Here is a 22,844-nt window from a genome sequence, read left to right as displayed (position 1 = left end):
TCCGCGCCTGCTCCCGACGACGCTCCAGCTCTTCCAGGATGTGTTGCAAGGCTTACTCCGACCGAGCTGTGAACGTCGCAAAGAGGAGATTTTGCGTGGCTTCGGGCGCGTGGCTCAAGAAAATTGAGGCTGCGGCGAGGGCTTGCGAACTTGCATCTTGTGAAATAGCAAAGTTGCGAAATGGGAGAAAAGCTGTTCATCGGGCCGCGCCTGCGGCTGCTACGCCAGGCCAAGGGCTGGAAGCTGGAGGCCTGCGCGGCGCAGCTTGGCCTCTCGGCCAGCTATCTGTCGCAGATCGAGGCCAACCAGCGGCCGGTCACCGCCCGGGTGCTGATCGACGTCATGCGGGTGTTCGAGGTGGACGCCGCCTCGCTGGACGCCGCCGACGACCAGCGACTGATCGCCGACCTTAGGGAGGCCACGGCCGACGCGCCGGTAGGCGGTGATGCGCCGGCCCTGTCGGAGATCAAGGCGGCGGTGGCCAATACGCCCAACCTCGCCAAGGCATATCTCGACCTGCACCGCGCCTATCGCCGCCTTGACGAGCGTCTGAAGGCGACGGAGGAGGCCGTGTCGCTGGACGAGCGCGGGGCGGCCAGCGCGCTCTTGCCCTATGAAGAGGTCCGCGACTTCTTCCACTACAAGAACAACTACATCCATAGCCTGGACGTCGCCGCCGAGGCCTTGGCGGTCGAGATCGGCGGGGGCGGCGAGCGGGCGCTGGAGACGTATCTCGCCGACCGCCTTGGCGTGCGGGTGGTGCGCGGCGACGAGCCGGACCTGCTGCGTCACTGGGACGCCGCCAGCCGGACGGTGACCATCGGCGCGGCCCATCCTGAGGCGACGCGCAGCTTCCAGCTGGCTTACCAGATCGCCGCCCTGACCCTGCCCGACATCGTCGAGGCCGAGCTGGCGGCTGCCGGCTTTCGCAGCGACAGCGCCGCCAAGGTCTGCCGCACGGGCCTGCTGAACTACGCCGCCGGCGCGCTGGTCCTGCCCTATGAGCGGTTCCGCGAGGCGGCGCGGGCGGCAAGGCACGACGTCGAGCGGCTGGCGCTCTCTTTCCAGACCAGCCTGGAGCAGGTGTTCCATCGGCTTTCGACGCTGCAGCGGCCCGGCGCGCGGGGGGTGCCGTTCTATTTTGTGCGGCTCGACAGGGCCGGCAACATCACCAAGCGCCACAGCGCCACGCGCCTGCAGTTCGCCCGCTTCGGCGGGGCCTGCCCGTTGTGGAACGTCCACGACGCCTTCGCCCGGCCCGACGCCTGGCTGGTGCAACTGGCGCAGATGCCCGACGCCGTCCGCTATGTCTGCATCGCGCGCGGGGTGGTGAAGCCGTCGGGCGCCTATCGCCAGGCCGAGCGGCGCTACGCCCTGGGCCTGGGCTGCGAGACCCGCTACGCCGACCAACTGGTCTATGCGGATGGATTGGATCTCGCCGGGCCGTCGGCGCCGATCGGGGTCAGCTGCCGGATCTGCGAGCGGGATGATTGCTCCCAGCGGGCCTTCCCGCCGGTGGACCGCGCCTTCGAGGTGTTCGAGGACGACCGCCGCTGGGTGCCGTTCTCGCTGCGCCCCTGAAACGAAGAAGGGGGCGCTTGCGGCGCCCCCTTCCGAGAAGTCAGTCGAGGTGATCAGGCCTCGATGTCGACGTCCTTGGTTTCCTTCAGGAACAGCATGCCGATGATCGCCGTCACGGCGGCCACGACGATCGGATACCAGAGGCCGTAGTAGATGTTGCCGGTGGCCGCGACCATGGCGAAGGCCGTGGTCGGCAGGAAGCCGCCGAACCAGCCGTTGCCGATATGGTAGGGCAGGCTCATCGAGGTGTAGCGGATATTGGTCGGGAACAGCTCGACCAGCATGGCCGCCACCGGGCCGTAGACCATGGTGACGTAGATCACCAGCAGGGTCAGGACGAAGATCACCAGCGGCTTGTTGATCTTGGCCGGGTCGGCCTTCTCGGGATAGCCGGCGGTCTTCAGAGCTTGCGCGAGCTTGGCCTCCCAGGCCTTCTTCTCGACGGCGAACTGCTCCTTGGAGAGGGTCTCGCCGCGGAAAGAGGGCAGGGTGGTCTGGCCGATGCGGACCTCGGCCACCTCGCCCGTGGCGACGGGCTGGTTCTCGTAGTTGACGCCGGCCTTGGCGAGATACGACTTGGCCAGGTCGCACGAGGTGTTGAACACCGTCTTGCCCACGGGGTCGAACTGGAACGAGCAGTCGGCCGGATCGGCGATCACCGTCACCGGGGCCGAGGCCGTGGCGGCGGCCAGTTGCGGATTGGCCGCGGCGGTCAGGGTCTTGAACAGCGGGAAGTAGGTGAGGGCGGCGAGCGCGCAGCCCAGCATGATGATCGGCTTGCGGCCGATCTTGTCCGACAGCCAGCCGCAGACCACGAAGAACGGCGTGCCGATCAGCAGGGCGATGGCGACAAGGGTGTTGGCCACGGCGCCGTCGACCTTGAGCATCTTCTCCAGGAAGAACAGCGCGTAGAACTGGCCGGTGTACCAGACCACGGCCTGGCCGGCGGTCAGGCCGACGAGGGCCAGGATCACGATCTTCAGGTTGCCCCAGCGGGCGAAGCTGTCCTTCAGCGGCTGCTTGGTGCCCTTGCCCTCGCTGACCATCTTCTGGAACGAGGGGCTTTCCGACAGCTGCAGGCGGATCCAGAGGGACACGCCCAGCAGAGCGATCGAGATCAGGAACGGGATGCGCCAGCCGAAGGCCTGGAAGGCGTCCTCGCCGACGGTCGAGCGGGTGGCCAGGATCACCACCAGGCTCAGGAACAGGCCGAAGGTCGCGGTGATCTGGATGAAGCTGGTGTAGAAGCCGCGACGCCCATGCGGGGCGTGCTCGGCCACATAGGTCGCCGCGCCGCCGTACTCGCCGCCCAGCGCCAGGCCCTGGAGCAGGCGCATCAGCACCAGCGCGATTGGGGCGGCGACGCCGATCTGCTCGTAACTGGGCAGCAGGCCGACCACGAAGGTCGACAGGCCCATCAGCAGCATGGTGACGAGGAAGGTGTTCTTGCGGCCCCAGAGGTCGCCGAGGCGTCCGAACACCAGCGCCCCGAACGGGCGCACCGCGAACCCGGCGGCGAAGGCGAGAAGGGCGAAGATGTAGCCCGTGGTCTCGTTCACGCCCGAGAAGAAGTGATGGGTGATGTAGGTGGCCAGGGAGCCGTACAGGTAGAAGTCGTACCACTCGAAGACCGTGCCCACCGACGCCGCGCCGATGACCAATGCGTCCTTGCGCTGAACGGTCTCTCCGTTCTTTGCGCCTGACGTCGCGACGGCGTCCGCCATACTCGTATCCTCCTCGAAAGCGTCGCCGCTTTGCGCGGCTGATCGTTGCGGGGGATGATGGCAGGCGCCTCGCGACCTACGTAAAGGGGAACTTTCGTGGAACGCAGGGTTGCGAACGACGATTTTCGGGGATTGAGCGGGCCGATGCTGCCACCGGTGGCATGACGAGCCCGCCAGGAGGTCAGGCCAGGACGTAGATCCAGGCCTCGACCGAGCCGGCCTCGGTTTCGACCGTGAGGCTTACCCTGCGGTAGCCGGCGCCCTCGAAGGCGTCGAGGCGTGACCAGTGCGCCTCCAGCGCGTCGCTCTCGAGCACCTGCACCGCGATCGCCTCGCCCTTAGGATCGGGCGCGAGGCCAGGAAAGCCGATGGCCGCGCCCCAGCCCTCGGCGACCAGGCGGCCGCGCACGACGCCCGAGGTCCAGGTTCCGCCCAGCGGCGCCAGGTGATGGTGGTTGGGGCGGCCGGGCGCCAGCGAGCCGTAGACCGCCAGGCGCTGGACGGGGCGGTCGGCATAGCGGCTGATCTCGATCAGGTTCTGGTCGGGATCGCGGAAATAGACCGAGGTCATGGGGCCGAGCGCGCCGTTGCGGTCGACGGGCCCCAGTTCTACGGCGACGTCGCAGGCGGCGAGGTGGACGACCACTGTGTCGAGCGGCTGGCGGGTGATCAGGCAGAAGTCGCCGGCGCCGGCGATCGTCCGTGCCGCCTTCGGTGTGAAGAGCGCGTCGGCCGGGTGCAGGTTGATCTTCCAGCGGCCGAACCGCACGGCCGTCGGCTTGCCGGGCGTCGTCACCCGTTCGGCGCCGAGCACGCGCTCGTAGAAGGCCGCGCTGGCCTCGACGGAGGCGACGGTCAGCACGAAGTGGTCGAGGCGGTCGATCTGGATCATCTCAGGCCTTCGTCAGCCAGGCGCGCAGCAGGGCGGTCGTCTCCTCGGGGCGTTCCATGGCCGGCAGATGGCCGCAGGCCGTGAAGACGTGCAGGCGCGAACCGGGGATCGCTGCGTGGATCGCCTGGGACTCGGCGGGCGGGGTCAACTGGTCGGAGTCGCCCACGGCCACCAGGGTGGGGACGGTGATCGACGGCAGCAGCGGGCAGGAGTCGGGCCGGCCGAGGATGGCGCGTTGCTGGCGCAGAAAGGCCGGGCCGCCGACGCGGGCGGCCATCTCCTTGACCTCGGCGCCCAGCGGCTCGTCCAGGCGCGAGGCGTGCAGGAGCTGGGGCAGCATCCGCTGCGTGACGCCCAGGAAACGGCCGACTTCCAGCGCGGCCATGGCGCGGCGGCGGTTCTCGGCGCGTGCGGCGGTGTCGGGCGCGGCGCTGGTGGCGAGCAGGGCCAGGCGTTCGATGCGTTCCGGCGCCTGACGCAGGATTTCGAAAGCGACGTAGCCGCCCATGGACAGGCCGGCCAGGGCGAAACGCTCGGGGGCGGCGGCCAGCACCCGGGCCGCCATGGCCGCGACGCTGTCGTCCAGGGTCAGATCGGCGATGATCGGGTCGGCGAGATCGGCGAGATCCCGGGCCTGGTCGCGCCACAGGCGGGCGTCGCACAGCAGGCCGGGCAGGAAGACGAGAGCTTGGCGATCGGTCATAACGGGTCTTCCCGGGGAATACGCAGGGCCAGGGCGACGCCGGCCAGGACGAGGACGGCGGTGAAGCCGGCGACGGCGGGCCAGGCCCCGTGCCGCCAGAACCAGCCGCCGGCCGCGCCGGCCAGGCTCGAGCCGGCATAGTAGAACAGCAGGTACAGCGCCGCCGACTGGCTCTTGGCCGGTCCGGCGAGGCGTCCGACCCAGCCGCTGGCCACGGCGTGGGCGATGAAGAAGCCGGTGGTTACCAGCGCGATGCCGGCGATGATGGCGACCAGGCTGGTCGGCAGCGTCAGGGCGATCCCGGCCAGGATGACGGCCAGGCCGACCAGCAGCAGCCGGCGACGGCCGTAGCGCTGGGCCAGCCGGCCAGCGGTCGACGAGGACCAGACCCCGAAGGCGTAGACCAGGAAGATCAGGCCGACCTGGGTCTGGCTGAGGTGATAGGGCGCGCCCTCAAGGCGGAACTCGACATAGTTGAACAGGGCAACGAACACGCCGGTCAGGCAGAAGCCCAGGCCGAACAGGGCCAGCAGGCCGGAGCGGCGCCAGGCCTCGTTCCAGGTTCGCAGGCGGTCGGACAGGCGCTCGGGCGCTGGCGCACGCACGTGGCGGGGTTTGGGCAGCAGGGCGAAGAAGGCGATGGCGGCGACGAGGTCGATGGCCCCGATGGCGGCCATGGCCATGCGCCAGTCGAAGGTCGCCAGCAGCAGGCCCATGCCGACCCGGCCGGCCATGCCGCCGAAGGCCGTGCCGGCGACATAGAGGCCCATGGCGGCGGCGAGGTCCGAGGCTTCGGTTTCCTCGGCCAGATAGGTCATGGCCACGGCCGGCACGCCGCCCAGCAGCAGGCCTTCGGCGGCTCGGGCGAGCAGCAGCAGGGGCCAGGTGGGGGCCAGTGCGGCCGCGAGGTTGCAGGCGGCCGCCAGAACCATGGAGCCGAACATCAGCGTCTTGAGGTTCAGCCGCTGGGCCGCGCCTCCGGCCATCAGGATGGCCACGGCGAGCGTGGCGGTGCTCAGCGACAGGGCCATGGCGCTCTGGGCCGGCGACAGGCCGAAGGTGCGGGCGAAGGTCGGCAGCAGGGGCTGTACGCAGTAGAGCAGGCTGAAGGTCGAGAAGCCGCCGAGAAACAGGGCCAGCGACATCCGGCGCAGACGTCCCGTGTCCCGGGCGGGCGAGGCGGCGATGGCGGCTGAAGCGGTCATGGCGGTGATCTAGAACTCCGCCTTTCGACAGTCCAATATATGGCGAACGGATTTTCGATAGCTTTTGGAGATGATGTGGAACTGCGTCACATCCGCTACTTCCTGGCCGTCGCCGAGGAGGGGCACTTCACGCGGGCGGCGGCGAGGATCGGCATCGGCCAGCCGCCGCTGAGCCAGCAGATCAAGGACCTGGAGGCCGAACTGGGCGTGAGCCTGTTCAAACGCCTGCCGACCGGGGCCGAACTGACCGAAGCGGGCAGGGCGTTCCACGCCGCCGTCCGCAACATGCCCGACCAGGCCAGGACGGCGGCTGTGCAGGCCCAGAAGGCGGCGCGGGGCGAGAGCGGGTCGCTGCGCCTGGGTTTCACGGGATCGGCCGTGCTGAACCGCGCGGTGCAGGCCTCGGTGCGGGCCTATCGCCGGCGCTATCCGGACGTCGAGCTGTCGCTGACCGAGACCAACAGCACGCACCTGGCCGTCGAGGTCGCGCAGGGGGCGCTGGACGCGGCCTTCCTGCGACCGGGGGCCGTCGATCTCGCGGGCCTGCGGATCCACGACCTGGACGGCGAGGAGATGGTGGCGGTGTTGCCCGTTTCGCATCCGGCGGCGGCCGGTGAGGCGGTCGATCTTCATGACCTGCGGAGCGAGGCCTTCATCCTGACGCCGCGCGGCCTGGGGCCCACCGTGTTCGACGCCGCGGTCGAGGCGTGCCGGCGCAGCGGTTTCGAGCCGATCCTGGGCCAGCCCGCCCCGCAGATGCTGTCGCTGGTGGCCCTGGTCGCGGCCGAGCTCGGCGTGTCGATCGTGCCCGTCTCGATGGCGCGACTGGCCCTCGACGGGGTGGTCTTCCGGCCGATCGCCGGCGGAACGCCGATCGCGCAACTCAGCCTGGTTACTGGGAAAACGCCGTCACCCGCCCTGCAAAACGTTGTCAGGATCGCGCTCGGCTCCGAGGGTTGATTTGTAATATCAATACGAAGATATTCCGCCCCGAAAATCCCGGCCGGGCCTTCATCGCAGCCGGGAAGACAGAACGGGAGCATTCGCCATGTCGGGACATCTTCGGAAGCTGGGCCTGAGAAAACTCGGCCTGGGACTCATCGCCGGCCTGATGGCCTCCACCGCCGCCGTCGCGGCGGAACCGAAGACCTATCTCGGCGTCGACATCTCCTACGCCAACGAGATGGACGACTGCGGCGCGGTCTATCGCTCGGGCGACAAGACCGTCGAGCAGTACCAGTTCTTCAAGGACGCCGGCTCGAACATCGCCCGCATCCGCCTGTGGAACGACCCGAAGTGGACGAACTACTCCAACATCGCCGACGTCACCAAGAGCATCAAGCGCGCCAAGGCCGCCGGCCTGCAGGTGCTGCTCGACTTCCACTATTCGGACGACTGGGCCGACGGTGAGAAGCAGCTGGCCCCCAAGGCCTGGGAGAAGCTGTCGACGCCCGACCAGGCCAAGGCCCTCTACGCCTTCACCTACGACACCCTGGTCAAGCTGGACGCCCAGGGCCTGATGCCCGACCTCGTGCAGGTGGGCAACGAGACCAACGGCGAGATCGTCTCGACGCTGGCCAAGGCCAAGGACCCGATCAACTGGGAGCGCAACGCGCTGCTGTTCAACGCCGGCATCAAGGCCGTGCGCGACGCCGGCGCCAAGGGCTCGAAGAACCCGCGGTTGATGCTGCACATCGCCCAGCCCGACACCGTCGAGGACTGGTTCGCGGCGGCGGCCAAGGCCGGGGTCACCGACTACGACATGATCGGGATCAGCTACTACAGCAAGTGGTCCAAGCGCTCGATGGCCCAGCTGGGCGAGTCCATCAACCGCCTGCGCCACACCTATTCGGCCGACGTGGTCGTGGTCGAGACGTCCTATCCCTTCACCACCGAAGGCGCCGACAGCTCGCCCAACCTGCTGGGCGAGGACTCGCTGATCGCCGGTTATCCGGCCACTCAGGAAGGCCAGAAGAAGTACCTGATCGACCTGACCCAGCTGGTCTTCGCCAGCGGCGGCACGGGCGTCTTCTACTGGGAGCCGGCCTGGGTCTCGACCAAGTGCAAGACGCGCTGGGGTACGGGCTCCAACTGGGAGAACTCGACCCTGTTCGACTTCAAGGGCCAGCCGGTCGAAGGGATCAAGTGGCTGTCCTCGACCTACGTCATGCCCGTCGAGACCACCTTCAAGGTGGCGGCCGGCGACAAGAGCTCGGCCTTCATCGACGGCGACTTCCTGGGCGGGGCGGGCCCGCGCCCGATGGTTCGCGAGGGCGCCGACTTCGTCTATCGCACCCGCCTGATGCCGGGCGCGTCGGTGACCGTCGCCACCGCCCCGACGGCGGAAGCGGTCGAGGCGGCTTCGGCTGTTACCGCGACCATCTCGGCCAAGCCCAGCGCCGTGCGGCTGCCCGTCCAGCCCTGACGACTTGTCAGATGTGATTGATATGATAAATAGCCCTGGCGTGCCGGTCCGCAGAGCCGGCGCGCCAGCGCCCGTCAGAGGCGCGGCTCTCCTTTCGGCGCGGACCGTCGCGCCTCACTGATCCGGCCGTTTGACGCCGGTCCTCTCCGCAAAACCAGAAGACAGCCACGCCCGCAGAAGGCGTCGCGTCCTAATTGGGGGAACTAGATGACCCGACAATCCATGCTGCTCGCCGCCGCCAGCGGTCTGAGCCTGCTCGCCGTTTCGTCCGCCGCCTGGGCGCAGGACGCGGCTCCCGCTTCCGACACTCAGGTCGAGGAAGTCGTCGTCACCGGCGTGCGCAAGAGCCTGCGCGACGCCCTGGGCGTGAAGCAAGGCTCCGACAAGGTGGTCGAGGCGATCTCGGCCAAGGACATCGGCCAGCTGCCTGACGTGACGATCGCCGAGTCGATCGCCCGCCTGCCCGGCGTGAACGCCACCCGCGACCGCGGCAACGACAGCCAGGCGGTGGTCCGCGGCCTGGGCGCCCGCCTCGTGCTGGGCACCATCAACAACCGTGAAGTCGCCTCGTCCGAGCCCGACCGCAACGTCCGCTGGGAAGTCTATCCCTCGGAAGTCGTCCAGGGCGTGCAGGTCTACAAGTCGCAGTCGGCCGACCTGATCGCCGGCGGCGTCGCGGCTACCATCAACATTCAGACGATCGACCCGCTGGACTACCGCGGTCCGTCGGTCGTGCTGCGCGCCGGCCCCGTCTATTACGACGGCGGCAAGGACATCCCGGACTACGGCCAGACCGGCTACCGCGCCAGCGGCTCGTTCGTGCACAAGTTCAACGACGACCTGGCCATGGTGCTGGGCCTGACCTCGCAGAAGCAGAAGAACGGCTACGTGTCGTTCCAAGGCTGGGGCTGGAACGACTCCAACATCCGCACCCCCGTCGGCGCCAGCGACTACAGCGGCGACCTGAACGGCGACGGCAAGACCGACGCCACCCCGTGGGGTCTGCAACTCGAGGTCAAGAAGCTCGAGCAGAAGCGTGACGGCGTTTCGACCGGCCTGCAATGGAAGCCGACCGACAACTTCGAACTGAAGTTCGACGCCCTCTACTCGAACATCAAGATCCGCGAAGACCAGGACCAGGCCGTCTACGCCCGCAACCGCGGCAACTGGAACAACGGCAACTGGGGCGACTACAACGGCGCCGGCGCGTCCTACGTGCTGGAAAACAACACCGTCGTCGCGGCGACCCTGCCGTACGCCTCGATCACCTCGATCCTGGCCCGCTACACCGAAGACAAGACCCTGTTCGCCACCGGCCTGAACGGCAAGTGGACCAAGGACCTGTGGACCGTGGCCGGCGACATCTCGTACTCGAAGGCCGAGCGCGAGAACAACTGGCGCGCAGTCCGGATGGACAGCTGGCCCTCGTCGCTGAGCTATGACGTGCGCGCCGGCGCCAAGCCGTTCGTGACCGCCTCGCAGGACCCGATCTCGCTGGCCCAGACCGTGCAGAGCGGCTCGGCCGGCAACAACGGCGGCCAGAACGACGGCCTGGAGCACCTGAACGACGAACTGGTCGCCGGGGCCCTGGACTTCACCCGCGACCTGCAAGGCACGTTCAAGAGCGTGCAGTTCGGCTTCCGCGTGTCGGACCGCACCAAGGACCACAGCCAAGGCCAGTGGTTCGTCTGCGCCAACCCGTCGAACCTGAGCAACATCTACGACGCCAGCCTGCAGGACGAGTGGGGCAACTGCCTGCAGTCGACCACCGTGCCGTCCAGCCTGCTGACCTCGTACAACATCGGCGGCTTCAACGTTCCGGGGGTCATCACCGGCGACCTCGACGCCGTCGCCCGCGCGATCTACGGCGACAACGCTTTCAACTACGCCAACGCCCGCGACAACCTGGCCCAGCGCTGGAAGGTCAACGAGAAGGTCGGCGAGGCCTACGCCAAGCTGAACTTCGCCGCCGACAGCTTCGCCGGTTCGTGGCTGACGGGTAACGTCGGCGTGCGCGTGGTCACCACCAAGACCAGCAGCGACGGTTACCGCCAGAACGCCGGCGCCAGCACCTTCAGCGCCGTGACGGTCGACAACGACTATACCGACGTCCTGCCCTCGGCGAACGCCAAGTTCGACTTCGGCGAAGGCAAGGTGGTGCGCGTGGGCCTGGCCCAGGTCGTGGCCCGTCCGCCGCTGGACGAGCTGCGCGCCAGCAAGACCCTCAGCACCTGGGCGCCCTACACCGGCTCGGGCGGCAACCCGAACCTGAAGCCGTTCAAGGCCGTCCAGTTCGACCTGTCGGGCGAATGGTACTTCCGTCCGGAAGCCCTGGTCGCCCTGGCCTACTACTACAAGGACGTCGACACCTACATCGGCTGGACCCAGACGCCCGAGACCTACAACGGCACGACCTACGCCGTGGCCACTCCGGTCAACGGCGGCGGCGGCTACATCCAGGGCGTCGAGGCGACCTTCCAGACGCCGTTCTTCTTCCTGCCGTCGGGCCTCGACAAGTTCGGCATCTACTCGAACTACGCCTTCGTCGACTCGGACCTGAACGAGATGACGCCTTCGACCAAGCCGCTGTCGCTGACGGGCCTGGCCAAGCACACCGCGACGGTCGACCTCTGGTACTCCAACGGTCCGATCGAAGCCCGCCTGGGCTACAAGTACCACAGCCCGATGACCGTGATTTACGGCTGGAACGGCTCGGAACTGCAGACCCTGGGCACCGAAAAGACCCTGGACTTCAGCACCTCGTACCAGATCAACGACATGGTCGGCGTGCGCTTCCAGGCCAACAACCTGACCAACCGCGCCATGCGCACCTACCGCGACGGCGACGAGAACCGCCTGGGTCGCTACGACATCTATGGTCGTCGCTTCCTGATGGACGTCACGGTGAAGTTCTAAATCCGTCTATCCTCCCCCTCGCTTCGGCGAGGGGGTCTTTTCCAGGACGTCATTCCTCCCCGACGATCCTTTGCTGGGGGAGGAAACCTCGCCGGTTTCCTCCCTTCTTTTTTGCTTTGAGAGGTCCCCGATGGTCGAGTTCAGCCGCCGGCAAGCCCTGGCCGCCACCGCAGGCGTCGCCGCTTTCGCCGCCGCGTCTTCCGCCCACGCCGCCCGAGCCGCCAAGCCCGCCGCCGCTTCCGCCAAGAAGGCAGCCCCGGTCGTCGTCGATCTTGGCCCGCGCGAGCGCACCAGCCTGGACTTCGACTGGAAGTTCCACCTCGGCCACGCTCAGGATCCCGCCCGCGACTTCGGCTACGGCGCCAACCAGCGCACCTACGCCAAGGCCGGCGCCGACGCGCCCAACTGGTGGGTGGCCGCCGCCGCCCAGAAGGACTTCGACGACAGCGCCTGGACCCCGGTGACCGTGCCGCACGACTGGGCCGTCACCCTGCCGTTCGAGAACAACCCTGACTACAAGCCCAGCGGCAAGCCCGACGACGAGGACCTGCGCGCCGCCCACGGCTACAAGGCCATCGGCCGTGAGTTCCCCCAGAACAGCATCGGCTGGTACCGCAAGAAGTTCACCCTGCCGGCCGTCGAGACTGGCACGCGCCTGTCGATCGAGTTCGACGGCGTCATGCGCGACGCCGTGGTGATGGTGAACGGCTACGTCCTCGAGCACGAGGAAAGCGGCTACGCCAGCTTCCGCGTCGACATCACCGACATCGCCAATGTCGGGGCTGAGAACCTGATCACCGTCCGCGTCGACGCCAGCCTGGGCGAAGGCTGGTTCTACGAAGGCGCGGGCATCTATCGCCACGTCTGGCTGGTCAAGACCGCCCCGGTGCACGTGCCCCAATGGGGCGTGTTCGTGAAGTCCAAGGTCGACGGCACGCTGGAGATCGAGACCGACCTGGCCAACGAAGGCGACGAGGCTGTCGCGTTCGAGTTGGTCCACACCGTGCTGGACGGCGCGGGCAAGCCGGCCCTGGCCGTGGCCCCGGCCGCTGGCCGCCTGCCGGGCTGGCAGCGCCAGTCGCTGTCGCAGACCGTGACCCTGGCCAATCCGGTGCTGTGGTCGCTGGAGAACCCGCACCTCTACACGCTGGTCACCGAGGTGAAGGTCGGCGGCGCCGTGGTCGACCGCTACGCCACGCCGTTCGGCGTGCGCTCGGTGCGCTTCGACCCGAAGGAAGGGCTGTTCCTCAACGACAAGCACGTCAAGCTGCAAGGGACCTGCAACCACCAGGACCACGCTGGCGTCGGCGCGGGCATCCCCGACACCCTTCAGACCTGGCGGATCGAGCAGTTGCAGTCGATGGGCTGCAACGCCTATCGCGCCTCGCACAACCCGGCCACGCCCGAGCTGATGGACGCCTGCGACCGCCTGGGCATGCTGTTCATCGCCGAGACGCGCCGCATGTCGAGCGATCCGACCTCGCTGGACGAGATGGAGCGGCTGATCCGCCGCGACCGCAACCACCCGTCCATCATCCTGTGGTCGATCGGCAATGAGGAGCCTCAGCAGGGCACGGCGCGCGGCCGCAAGGTGGCCAAGACCATGCGCCGCCTGGTCAACCGCCTCGACCCGACCCGCGGCGTCACGGCGGCCATGGACTCGGGCTTTGGCGACGGCATCACCGCCGAGCTCGACGTCATCGGCTTCAACTACCGCCACGAGAAGATGGACGACTTCCACGCCCGCTTCCCGAACCTGCCGATCATCGGCAGCGAGAGCGGCAGCACGGTCACCACGCGCGGCGAATACCTGCGCAGCGACGCCAAGAGCTACGTTCCGGCCTACGACACCGACCACCCCTGGTGGGCGACCACGGCCGAGAAGTGGTGGAGCCACGCGGCAGACCGTCCGTGGATGGCCGGCGGCTTCATCTGGACCGGTTTCGACTATCGCGGCGAGCCGACACCCTTCAACCGCTGGCCCAGCATCAGCTCGCACTTCGGCGCGCTCGATACCTGCGGCTTCCCGAAGGACAACTATTACTACTATCGCGCCTGGTGGCGGAAAGAGCCGCTGCTGCACCTGTTCCCGCACTGGAACTGGGAAGGCCAGGAAGGAAAGCCTGTTCCGGTCTGGGTCCACAGCAACTGCGACAAGGTCGAGCTGTTCCTGAACGGCAAGAGCCAGGGCGTGCGGGAGGTGAAAGCCAACCACCACGTCGAATGGTCCGTGCCCTATGCCCCGGGCGTGATCGAGGCCCACGGCTACAAGGACGGCAAGGTGATCCTGCGCCAGCGCCGCGAGACCGCCGGTCCCGCCGCCGCCGTGCGCCTGACCACTGAACGCGCGGCCCTTGCGGCCGACGGCCAGGACGTGGGCATCCTCAAGGTCGAGGTGGTCGACGCCAAGGGCCGCGTGGTTCCGAAGGCCGAAGACCTGGTCACCTTCGCGGTGACCGGCCCGGGCGAAGTGATCGGCGTCGGCAACGGCAACCCGACCAGCCACGAGAGCGACGTCGCCAGCCAGCGCAAGGTCTTCAACGGCCTGGCCCAGGTGATCGTCCGCACCAAGCGCGGCCAGGCCGGCGAAGTGCGGGTGCTGGCCTCGGCCCCGGGCTTGAAGCCGGCGTCGCTGGCGCTGAAGGCGGGCTGAGGCTTCCGCGCAAGATCCTTGCGCGAGGTGCGGAATTAGGGGTGGACGCTGGGCGTTAGCGCGGCAGTATCCACCCCTTCTTTCGCAAGCTTCGCCAGGATCGCCCATGCGCCGCCCGACCAAACTGCTGCTCGTTTCGCTGCTGGCCCTGGCGGCGGCGAGCCCGATGGCCGGCGTCGCCGCCGTGCGAGAGGCGCCCCAGGCCCTGTTCACCGGCCGTGATCTGTTCGGCCTGGAAGTCGCCTCCGATCCGCAGATCCGTCCCGACGGCGACCTGATCGCCTATGTCCGGGCCTCCAACGACATCATGGTCGACCGCGCCGTGCGCTCGATCTGGCTGGTCGACGCGAAGACCGGCGCCCAGACGCCGCTGGTGGCCGGGCAGGGGTCGGCGATGTCGCCCCGCTGGTCGCCGGACGGTCAGCGACTGGCCTATGTGCTGGTGACGCCCGACGCCGGCGCCCAGCTCTATGTGCAATGGGTCGCCACCGGCCGCACCGCGCGCCTGGCCACACTGGTCGAGGCGCCCAGCGATCTCACCTGGTCGCCCGACGGCAAGACCATCGCCTTCACCATGCTCACCGCCGACGACGGCGCCAAGCTGGGTTCGGCCCCGGAAGGCAAGCCCGAGAACGCCAAGTGGGCGCCGCCGCTGACCGTCGAGACCCGGGTCACCTTCCGTGGCGACGGCGAGGGCACGCTGAAGGCCGGCTTCTCCAAGATCTACACCGTGTCGGCCGAGGGCGGCGCGCCGCGCCAGCTGACCTTCGGCAAGTTCGACGATCGCGGGCCGCTGTCCTTCACCAAGGATGGCCGCTACCTGCTGTTCTCCGCCAATCGCGCCGAGGGCTGGGAGCGCAATCCGGCCGAGGCCGAGATCTGGCGCCTGACCCTGGCCGACGGCGCGCTGAAGGCCCTGACCACCCGCGTGGGCCCCGACGCCAATCCGGTGGTGTCGCCCGACGGCCGGCAGGTGGCCTATGTCGGCTATGACGACGCCCGCCGCCGGGGCTACGAGAACACCCGCCTCTACGTGATGGACATCGACGGCGGGAACAGCCGCGTGCTGACCGGCGACCTCGACCGCTCGATCGACAACCCGGTGTGGTCGGCCGACGGCCGCAGCCTCTATGTCTCCTACGACGAGAACGGTTCGGTGCGCGTCGCTCGTGTCGGCGCGGCTTCGGGCGGCGTGGAGACGGTGGTCGCCGGCCTGACCGGCGCCGGCCTTGACCGGCCGTATAGCGGCGGCGCGTTCAGCGTGGCCCGCGACGGGACCGTGGCCTTCACCCAAGGCTCTACCAGCCGTCCCTCCGACATCGCCGTCGCCAGGAAGGGCAGCGAGGCCAAGCGCCTGACCGCCCTCAACGCCGACCTGCTGGGCGCCAAGACCCTGGGCAAGGTCGAGCCGCTGCCGGTGAAGTCGTCCTTCGACGGCAAGGACATCGGCGCCTGGATCGTCACCCCGCCGAACTTCGACCCGGCCAGGAAGTATCCGCTGATCCTCGAGATTCACGGCGGGCCGTTCTCGGCCTATGGCCCCAGCTTCTCGACCGACAACCAGCTCTATGCGGCGGCCGGCTATGTGGTGGTCTACGCCAACCCGCGCGGCTCGACGTCTTACGGCGAGGCCTTCGCCAACGAGATCGACCGTAACTATCCCAGCCACGACTACGACGACCTGATGAGCGCGGTCGACGCGGCCGTCGCCAAGGGCTTCGTCGACAGCGACCGGTTGTATGTGACCGGGGGCTCGGGCGGCGGCGCCCTGACGGCCTGGATCGTCGGCAAGACCAACCGCTTCGCCGCAGCCGCCACCCAGAAGCCGGTGATCAACTGGTCCAGCCAGGTGCTGACCACCGACGCCTACAGCTTCATGGCCTCGTACTGGTTCGGCAAGATGCCGTGGGAGGACCCGCAGGGCTATTGGGCCCGCTCGCCGCTGTCGCTGGTCGGCAACGTCAAGACCCCGACCCTGGTCGTGGTCGGCGACCAGGACCTGCGCACGCCGGTGGCCGAGTCCGAGCAGTATTACCAGGCCCTGCAACTGCGCGGCGTGCCGACGGCGCTGGTGAAGGTGCCCGGCGCCAGCCACGGAGGCCTGGCCGTTCGGCCCTCGCAGTCGGCGGCTAAGGCCTCGGCGATCCTGGCCTGGTTCGAGAAGTTCCAGACACCGCCGAAGTGAAGATCCTCCCCCTGAAGGGGGAGTTGGCCCGAAGGGCCGGAGGGGGAAGTTCCTGACGAGGTCCAAGCGGCTGCTGACATGCCGCTATCACTTCCCCCTCAGTCGCTCCGCGACAGCTCCCCCTTCAGGGGGAGCATCTGGCGCCCAAAGAAAAAGCGGCGGGGCCTTTCGACCCCGCCGCCTGATCTTGTCCTGGACCCGAAGGCTTAGAACTTGGCCTTCACCGCCACGTAGAAGCGGCGGCCGAGCACGTCGTAGGTCGACGGATCGGTGTTGGCCTGCACGTAAGAGGTGAAGTACGGCGGCTGCTTGTCGGTCAGGTTGGTGACGCCGCCCCGGATCGAGTAGGTGTCGTTGATCTGCCAGCTGCCGTTCAGGTCGAAGTAGTCGACGGCGTCGATCTTCTCCGAGGAGTCGGCCGCGTCGACCATCTCGCCGATGTGGCGCCAGCGCACGCCCACGTCCACCGGACCCACGACCCAGCTGGTCGAGGCCGCGAACTTCCACTCGGGGTGGGAGACGGCCACCGAGCTGATCGAGGTGTTGCCGATCGTGCCCTTCAGCTCCTGGAATTCCTCGCCGGCCAGGCTCTGGACCTTGAAGCTGTCGAGGTAGTTGCCCACAACGTTGAACTTCAGCATGCCGTATTTGTCGTCGAGGCCGACCGCGCCCAGGCCGAAGGCCCAGTCCGCCTGGAAGTCGACGCCCGTGGTCTTGTAGCGAGCCAGGTTCAGGTTGGTCAGGGTGAGGGTGTCGATCTCGCCCGTCGAGCTGTTGCGCGAGAACAGGCTGCAATAGTAGGCGCTGTTGGCGTCGCCGTTGTAGCACTTGTCCAGCACGGTCGAGGCGTCGATGGTGCCGATCGCGTCCTTGATGTCGATCGAATAGTAGTCGACCGACAGCGACAGGCGTTCGAACAGCGGGTTGTCGAAGCGCGGCGACCAGACGAAGCCGACATTGTAGGTGTTGGCGGTCTCTTCCTTCAGGTCCGGGTTGCCGCCGGTCAGGGCGTTCACCTGGCTGTTGGCGTAGGTGTAGCTGTCGATGATCGCCGACGGCACGCCTTGCGACAGGCAGAGCGTGCGGACGTTGGCGGCGTTGGCGCCGGTCCGGTAGCTGCTGTTGTAGGCGCAGGGGTCTTCGCTGATCGACGGGTAGTCCTGGTTCTGCGGCGAGTAGAGCTCGCCGATCGACGGGGCGCGGACGGCGCGTTGGTAGCCGCCGCGGATGCGGAAGCCGTCGACGACTTCCCAGTCGCCGTCGACCTTGTAGGCGCCGACGGTGCCGATGGTCTGGTAGTCCGACATCCGGTAGCCGGCGTCGAGGTTCAGCGACTTGATGAACGGCAGGTCCTTCAGGACCGGCACCAGGATTTCGCCGTACAGCTCGTAGACGTCGGTCGAGGCGTCGATGGCGTCGGCGGCGTTGAAGCCGACCACGTCGCCGGTCGAGAGCAGGCTGTCGGGCACGTACTGGAAGCTGTCGAACTTGTAGTCCGCGCCCCAGGCGCCGCGCACTTCGCCGGCCGGCAGGTTGAACAGGCCGCCCTGGAAGTTCAGCTCGACCATGCGCTGTTCGGCGGCCGTCCAGTTCTTGGTCGTGCGCGAGATGTACGAGCGGCACGAGTCCGACAGGGCGTTGTTGCCGAACGGGTCATAGCCGCCGGTGCAGATGCTGGCGCCGCCGTCGGCCGCGTCGAGCAGGGTCTGCACCGCCGAGTGGCTGACGTTGCCCGACTGGGTCTCGTTCTGCTCCGAGCGGCCGAATGAGGCGTACAGGTCGTAGGTCCAGTCCTTGAAGCCGGTCGCGCCACGGACGCCGCCGGCCAGCTGGAAGACGTTGAAGGTGGTTTCCGAGATCCGTGAGCCGACGTCGGTGAAGCGCTTGCGCAGCAGGAAGTCGGCGGTCGGGTCGGCGCGGCTGGCCAGGATGGTCGACAGGTCGGTCGGGATGAAGGGGTTGGTGACCGGCACCGAGAAGCCCGTCGAACCGGCGGCCGGCGACGGGGCCAGGATGGTGCGCGAGTCGTAGTGGGTGAAGTTGAACGAGCCGTAGACCTCGGCGTGCTCGTTGACCTCGTACTCGGTGGCCGCATAGGCCGAATAGCGGGTCAGCGGCAGCTGCAGCAGGTTCAGGGCGCCGGTGTTGTAGGTGCCGTTCACGGGGATCGTCGAATAGTCGATCGCGTCCGAGCCGGTGTAGTTGACACCGTTGTAGAACAGCGTGCCGTCGTCGTTGAAGCCGAGGTTGGCCGAGCGGCCGACCGAGCCGGCGGCGTAGCCGTACTTGGCGAACACGGCGTCGATGGCGGCCTGGCTGGGCAGGTTCGTGCCGGTGGCGTCATAGCGGCCGTACGGGGTGGTCGACGAGGCGCCGGAGACCTTCGCGAAGTCGCGGGCGGCGTTGTAGACCTCGCCGCGCTGCGAGTAGCTGACCGAGAACACGGCGTGGCCCTTGTCCTCGGCGTACTTGCCGCCGGCGGTCAGGCTGAGCGAGCTTTCCTTACCGTCGCCCTGCTCGGTGATCCCGTACTGGGCGTCCATCTGCAGGCCGGTGAAGTTCTTGTTCAGCTTGAAGTTCACCACGCCCGACAGGGCGTCCGATCCATAGGTCGCCGAGGCGCCGCCCGAGATTACCTCGATGTTCTGGATCAGGGCCGAGGGAATGATGTTGACGTCGACGGTGCCGTCCGAGTTCGACGGAACCACGCGGTGGCCGTCGATCAGCACCATGGTGCGCTGGGTCCCCAGCCCGCGCAGGTCGATGTTGGCCTGGCCGCCGTTCGACGGGTTGTTCGAGGTCGACGACACGGCCGGCACGAACTGCGGCATCTGGTTGAGCAGGGTGTCGACCGTGACCGAACCGGTCTTCTCGATCGCTTCCTGGCCCATGGTCACGATCGGGCTGTTGGAGACGTAGTCGCGGCGCGCGATGCGCGAACCGGTGACCACCACTTCTTCGACGGCGGAGGCGTCGTCGGTCGTCTGGGCCTGCGCCAGCATCGGCGCGGTCGTCATGGCGATGACGAGCGCGGAAGCGCCCAGCAGATAGGTATTTCTAGCCATTCATAGTCCCCAGTATTCGCCAAGGCTTCGCGGCCAAGGCCATGGTGGCGGAATAAAATTTCGCCGTGGGGCAGGGATGGGCGGGGTTTGTTTCGCGATTGTGAGGTGAAAGTTCTGTAACGTTCCGATGAATTGCCAGAACGTCGGGATGTGGTTTGTCTCCAATCGTATACCGCAGGCTTTCGGTTGGATCGGATATCTGGCGGAAACCTAAGGCGCGATCTTTGAAGTAAATCGCCGTTTTGTGTTGTGCTTGACGCAAACTGGCCGCGTGGCCCGGCAGCCACACCCCGTGTTCGTCTTTCGCCATGGCGGCGGCGGCGCCCAAACTGTAGTCTTCGCGCCATGTCCGATGCTTCCGCCCGCCTCCGATCCGCCCTGGAATGGCGCGCGCCGGGGCGCGCCGCGCCGACCGACCGCTGGACCCCCAAGGAGGTCGCCGTAGGCCTGTCGTTCGACGGCCGGCCGCACACCGTGCTGATGGCCACGCCGGCGCAGGTCGAGGACCTGGCGCGCGGCTTCACCATCACCGAGGGCGTCGCCCGCGCCGACGAGATCGTTTCGGTCGAAGCGCGGACGGAAGATCTCGGCATCCTGGTCGATGTGCGCCTCGCCGAGGGCGTGGTTCGCCGCAAGGCCCGGCCGCGCAATCTGGAAGGCCGCTCCAGCTGCGGTCTGTGCGGCGTGCAGCGCCTGGCCGATGCGGTCCGGCCGCTGCCCCCCGCCGTCGAAGGCGCTCGCATCGCTCACGCGGCGGTGCCGGCCGCCCTGGCCAACCTGGAAGTCGCCCAGGCCCTGGGCCGCAGCACCCGCGCCACCCACGCGGCGGCCTTCTGCGATGTCGACGGCCGGGTGCTGCTGCTGGCCGAGGACGTCGGCCGCCACAACGCGCTGGACAAGCTGGCCGGGGCCATGGCGCGCGAGGGTCGCGACGCCGGGGCTGGCTTCGTTCTGGTCACCAGTCGCTGCTCGTTCGAGATGGTCGAGAAAGCCGTGCGCATGGGCGCGGGCGCGATCGTCGCGGTGTCGGCGCCGACCGACCTGGCCGTGAGCCGGGCCGAGGAATCGGGCCTGACCCTGGTCGCCCTGGCTCGGGCCGACGGTCACATGGTGTTTTCCCGTCCCGACCGCCTGGTCGAGGCGGCGCTGGAGGTTGCGTGATGGCCGATGACAGCAAGATCCCGGGCGTGAAGCCCTATGACGCGCCGGCCGGCGGCTGGGGCGCGCTGAAGGCCGTGGCCGGCGCCCTGGCCGACCAGGAGGCCATCGTCGAGGGCGGCAAGACCCTGATGCGGGCCAACCAGCCGGAGGGCTTCGACTGCCCCGGCTGCGCCTGGCCCGATCCCAAGCACACCTCGTCGTTCGAGTTCTGCGAGAACGGCGCCAAGGCGGTGGCCTGGGAGGCGACGACGAAGCGCGCCACGCCCGAGGTCTTCGCCGCCCATACCGTCAGCGAGATGCTGACCTGGAGCGACCACGCCATCGAGGACCTGGGCCGCCTGACCCATCCGATGGCCTATGACGCCAAGAGCGACCGCTACCTGCCCATCGAGTGGAGCGAGGCCTTCGCCCGCACAGGCGCGGCCATCCAGGCGCTGGAGAGCCCGCACGAGGCCGAGTTCTACGCCTCGGGCCGCGCCAGCAACGAGGCGGCCTTCCTGTTCCAGCTGCTGGGCCGCAAGGTCGGCACCAACAATTTCCCCGACTGTTCGAACATGTGCCACGAGCCGACCAGCGTCGGCCTGCCGGACTCGATCGGCATGGGCAAGGGCTCGGTCAGCCTGGAAGACTTCGACCACGCCGACCTGATCCTGTGCTTTGGCCACAACCCCGGCACCAACCATCCGCGGATGATGGCGACCCTTCGCGAAGCGTCGCGCAGAGGCGCGACGATCATGGCCTTCAACCCGCTGGTCGAGCGGGCTCTGGAGCGGTTCGCCTCGCCGCAGGACCCGGTCGAGATGGCGACCCTGTCGTCCACCCCGATCGCCTCGCGCTATTATCAAGTGAACGTGGGCGGCGACGCGGCCGTGGTGCAGGGGCTGGTGAAGGCCGTCCTGGCCTTCGACCACGCGGCGCGCGCGGCCGACGAGCCGGCCGTCCTCGACGACGACTTCATCGCCGAGCATACGGCGGGCTTTGACGCCCTGGCGGCCCACCTCGACGCCCTGTCCTGGGACGAGATCGTCGCTGTCGGCGGCCTGTCGCGGGCCGAGATCGAGGAAGCAGCGGCCATCTACGCCCGGTCCAGCGCCACCATCCTCTGCTACGGCATGGGCCTGACCCAGCACCGCAACTCGTCCAGCACCGTGCAGCAGCTGGTGAACCTCTTGCTGCTGCGTGGAAACATCGGCCGGGCGGGAGCGGGGATCTGTCCGCTGCGAGGCCACTCCAACGTTCAGGGCGACCGCACGGTCGGCATCTGGGAGAAACCGTCGGCGGCGCTGCTCGACTCCCTGGCCAAGGTGTTCGGCTTCACGCCGCCGCGCGATCACGGCCACACCGTCGTCGAGGCCATCGAGGCCATGGGGGCGGGGCGGACCAAGGTGTTCGTCGGCCTGGGCGGCAACTTCGCCGTCGCCGCGCCCGATCCGGTCCGCACCCACGTGGCCATGCGGATGGTCGACTTCGCGGCCCACATCGCCACCAAGCCCAACCGCACGCACCTGCTGGTCGGCCGCGAGGCGCTGCTGCTGCCGTGCCTGGGCCGCACCGAGATGGACCTGCAGGGCGGGGTGCGCCAGTCGGTGACCGTCGAGGACTCGATGTCGATGGTCCACGCCTCGCGCGGCCTCAACCCTCCCGCCTCCGAGCACCTGATGTCCGAGCCGGCCATCGTCGCCGGCGTCGCCCGCGCGGCCCTGGGGGCTGATGATCCCGTCGACTGGGAGGGGCTGACGGCCGACTACGACCGCATCCGCGACCTGATCGAGCAGGTCTTCCCGACCCAGTTCACCGACTACAACACGCGCATCCGCCAGCCTGGCGGTTTCCGCCTGCCGGTGCCGCCGGCCGAGCGCAAGTGGACCACGCCGTCGGGCAAGGCCAACTTCCTGCCGCACACGGGACTGGACGATCCGCGCCGGGGCGACGCCTCGGTGATGCTGCTGACCACCCTGCGCAGCCACGACCAGTACAACACCACCATATACGGCGAGAACGACCGCTATCGCGGGGTGTTCGGTCGGCGCGACGTGGTGTTCGTCAATCCGGAAGACCTGGCGGCGCTGGGCGTGGCGGAGGGCCAGCGCATCGATCTGGCGGCCGCCTTCGATGAAACCGGCGCGCGAGTCGTGCGTGGCTTCACGGCCGTGGCGCGAAAAATTCCGCGTGGGTGCGTGGCCGCATACTATCCGGAAACCAATGCTCTAGTAGCACTTGAGGATCACGACCGGCGTAGTGGCACGCCGGCCTACAAGTCAGCGCCTGTGCGGTTAACCCTGCACGGCGGCTGACTGAGGGCCGCCGATCCACGCCCGGCGTAGTCCGCAAGGA

14 protein-coding genes are annotated in these 22,844 nt (G+C 68.2%); 8 read left to right on the top strand and 6 right to left on the bottom strand.

Annotated features, from left to right (window positions below):
- Positions 1–180: 180 nt before the first annotated feature.
- A complete protein-coding gene (locus tag V6S85_RS25155; RefSeq protein WP_334350637.1) occupies positions 181–1,581 on the top strand; it encodes a helix-turn-helix domain-containing protein in 1,401 nt (466 codons plus the stop codon).
- Positions 1,582–1,634: 53 nt separating this feature from the next.
- On the opposite strand, the gene V6S85_RS25150 is transcribed toward V6S85_RS25155, so the two are convergent.
- From V6S85_RS25150 to V6S85_RS25135, 4 genes are all read right to left on the bottom strand, one after another.
- The gene (locus V6S85_RS25150) at positions 1,635–3,305 is read right to left on the bottom strand and encodes an MFS transporter (protein WP_116565486.1); all 1,671 of its coding nucleotides are present in this window, start codon (positions 3,303–3,305) and stop codon (positions 1,635–1,637) included.
- A 181-nt stretch (positions 3,306–3,486) separates the two neighbouring features.
- Complete coding sequence (locus tag V6S85_RS25145) at positions 3,487–4,197, bottom strand: gamma-glutamylcyclotransferase (RefSeq protein ID WP_334350636.1); 711 nt, start codon at positions 4,195–4,197, stop codon at positions 3,487–3,489.
- A gap of 1 nt (position 4,198) precedes the next feature.
- Entirely contained in the window at positions 4,199–4,900 is a 702-nt protein-coding gene (locus V6S85_RS25140) for an alpha/beta fold hydrolase (RefSeq protein ID WP_334350635.1), read from the bottom strand.
- Positions 4,897–6,105 (bottom strand): MFS transporter, encoded by a 1,209-nt coding sequence (locus V6S85_RS25135; RefSeq protein WP_334350634.1) that lies wholly within the window; start codon positions 6,103–6,105, stop codon positions 4,897–4,899. The genes V6S85_RS25140 and V6S85_RS25135 overlap by 4 nt, the downstream gene beginning before the upstream one ends.
- A gap of 75 nt (positions 6,106–6,180) precedes the next feature.
- Here V6S85_RS25135 and V6S85_RS25130 point away from each other — a divergent pair, with 75 nt between their 5' ends.
- From V6S85_RS25130 to V6S85_RS25110, 5 genes are all read left to right on the top strand, one after another.
- Positions 6,181–7,065: a LysR family transcriptional regulator gene (locus V6S85_RS25130; protein WP_334350633.1), complete on the top strand. Its 885-nt coding sequence runs from the start codon at positions 6,181–6,183 to the stop codon at positions 7,063–7,065.
- A gap of 88 nt (positions 7,066–7,153) precedes the next feature.
- On the top strand, positions 7,154–8,530 hold the full coding sequence (locus V6S85_RS25125) for a glycoside hydrolase family 53 protein (RefSeq protein ID WP_334350632.1): 1,377 nt from the start codon (positions 7,154–7,156) through the stop codon (positions 8,528–8,530).
- A gap of 207 nt (positions 8,531–8,737) precedes the next feature.
- The gene (locus V6S85_RS25120; RefSeq protein WP_334350631.1) at positions 8,738–11,446 is read left to right on the top strand and encodes a TonB-dependent receptor; all 2,709 of its coding nucleotides are present in this window, start codon (positions 8,738–8,740) and stop codon (positions 11,444–11,446) included.
- A gap of 130 nt (positions 11,447–11,576) precedes the next feature.
- On the top strand, positions 11,577–14,099 hold the full coding sequence (gene galA, locus V6S85_RS25115) for a beta-galactosidase GalA (protein ID WP_334350630.1): 2,523 nt from the start codon (positions 11,577–11,579) through the stop codon (positions 14,097–14,099).
- Positions 14,100–14,205: 106 nt separating this feature from the next.
- Positions 14,206–16,284: a S9 family peptidase gene (locus V6S85_RS25110; RefSeq protein WP_334350629.1), complete on the top strand. Its 2,079-nt coding sequence runs from the start codon at positions 14,206–14,208 to the stop codon at positions 16,282–16,284.
- A gap of 206 nt (positions 16,285–16,490) precedes the next feature.
- Here V6S85_RS25110 and V6S85_RS25105 read toward each other — a convergent pair whose 3' ends face one another.
- Complete coding sequence (locus V6S85_RS25105; protein ID WP_334350628.1) at positions 16,491–19,349, bottom strand: TonB-dependent receptor domain-containing protein; 2,859 nt, start codon at positions 19,347–19,349, stop codon at positions 16,491–16,493.
- A complete protein-coding gene (locus V6S85_RS25100; protein ID WP_334350627.1) occupies positions 19,342–19,677 on the bottom strand; it encodes a hypothetical protein in 336 nt (111 codons plus the stop codon). Before V6S85_RS25100 ends, V6S85_RS25105 begins: the two co-directional genes overlap by 8 nt.
- Before the next feature lie 17 nt (positions 19,678–19,694).
- Here V6S85_RS25100 and fdhD point away from each other — a divergent pair, with 17 nt between their 5' ends.
- Both fdhD and V6S85_RS25090 read left to right on the top strand, forming a co-directional pair.
- Positions 19,695–20,510 carry a formate dehydrogenase accessory sulfurtransferase FdhD gene (gene fdhD / locus V6S85_RS25095; RefSeq protein WP_116565468.1) on the top strand — a complete coding sequence of 272 codons (816 nt, stop codon included), beginning with the start codon at positions 19,695–19,697 and terminating at the stop codon, positions 20,508–20,510.
- Positions 20,510–22,804: an FdhF/YdeP family oxidoreductase gene (locus tag V6S85_RS25090; protein WP_334350626.1), complete on the top strand. Its 2,295-nt coding sequence runs from the start codon at positions 20,510–20,512 to the stop codon at positions 22,802–22,804. Before fdhD ends, V6S85_RS25090 begins: the two co-directional genes overlap by 1 nt.
- Positions 22,805–22,844: the final 40 nt, after the last annotated feature.

The sequence above is a fragment of the Caulobacter sp. CCNWLW153 genome (genome assembly GCF_036889365.1).
GTDB classification, from domain to species: domain Bacteria; phylum Pseudomonadota; class Alphaproteobacteria; order Caulobacterales; family Caulobacteraceae; genus Caulobacter; species Caulobacter radicis.
The sequence above is the reverse complement of the archived record's forward strand: the minus strand, read 5'-3'. Positions and strand labels throughout refer to the sequence as shown.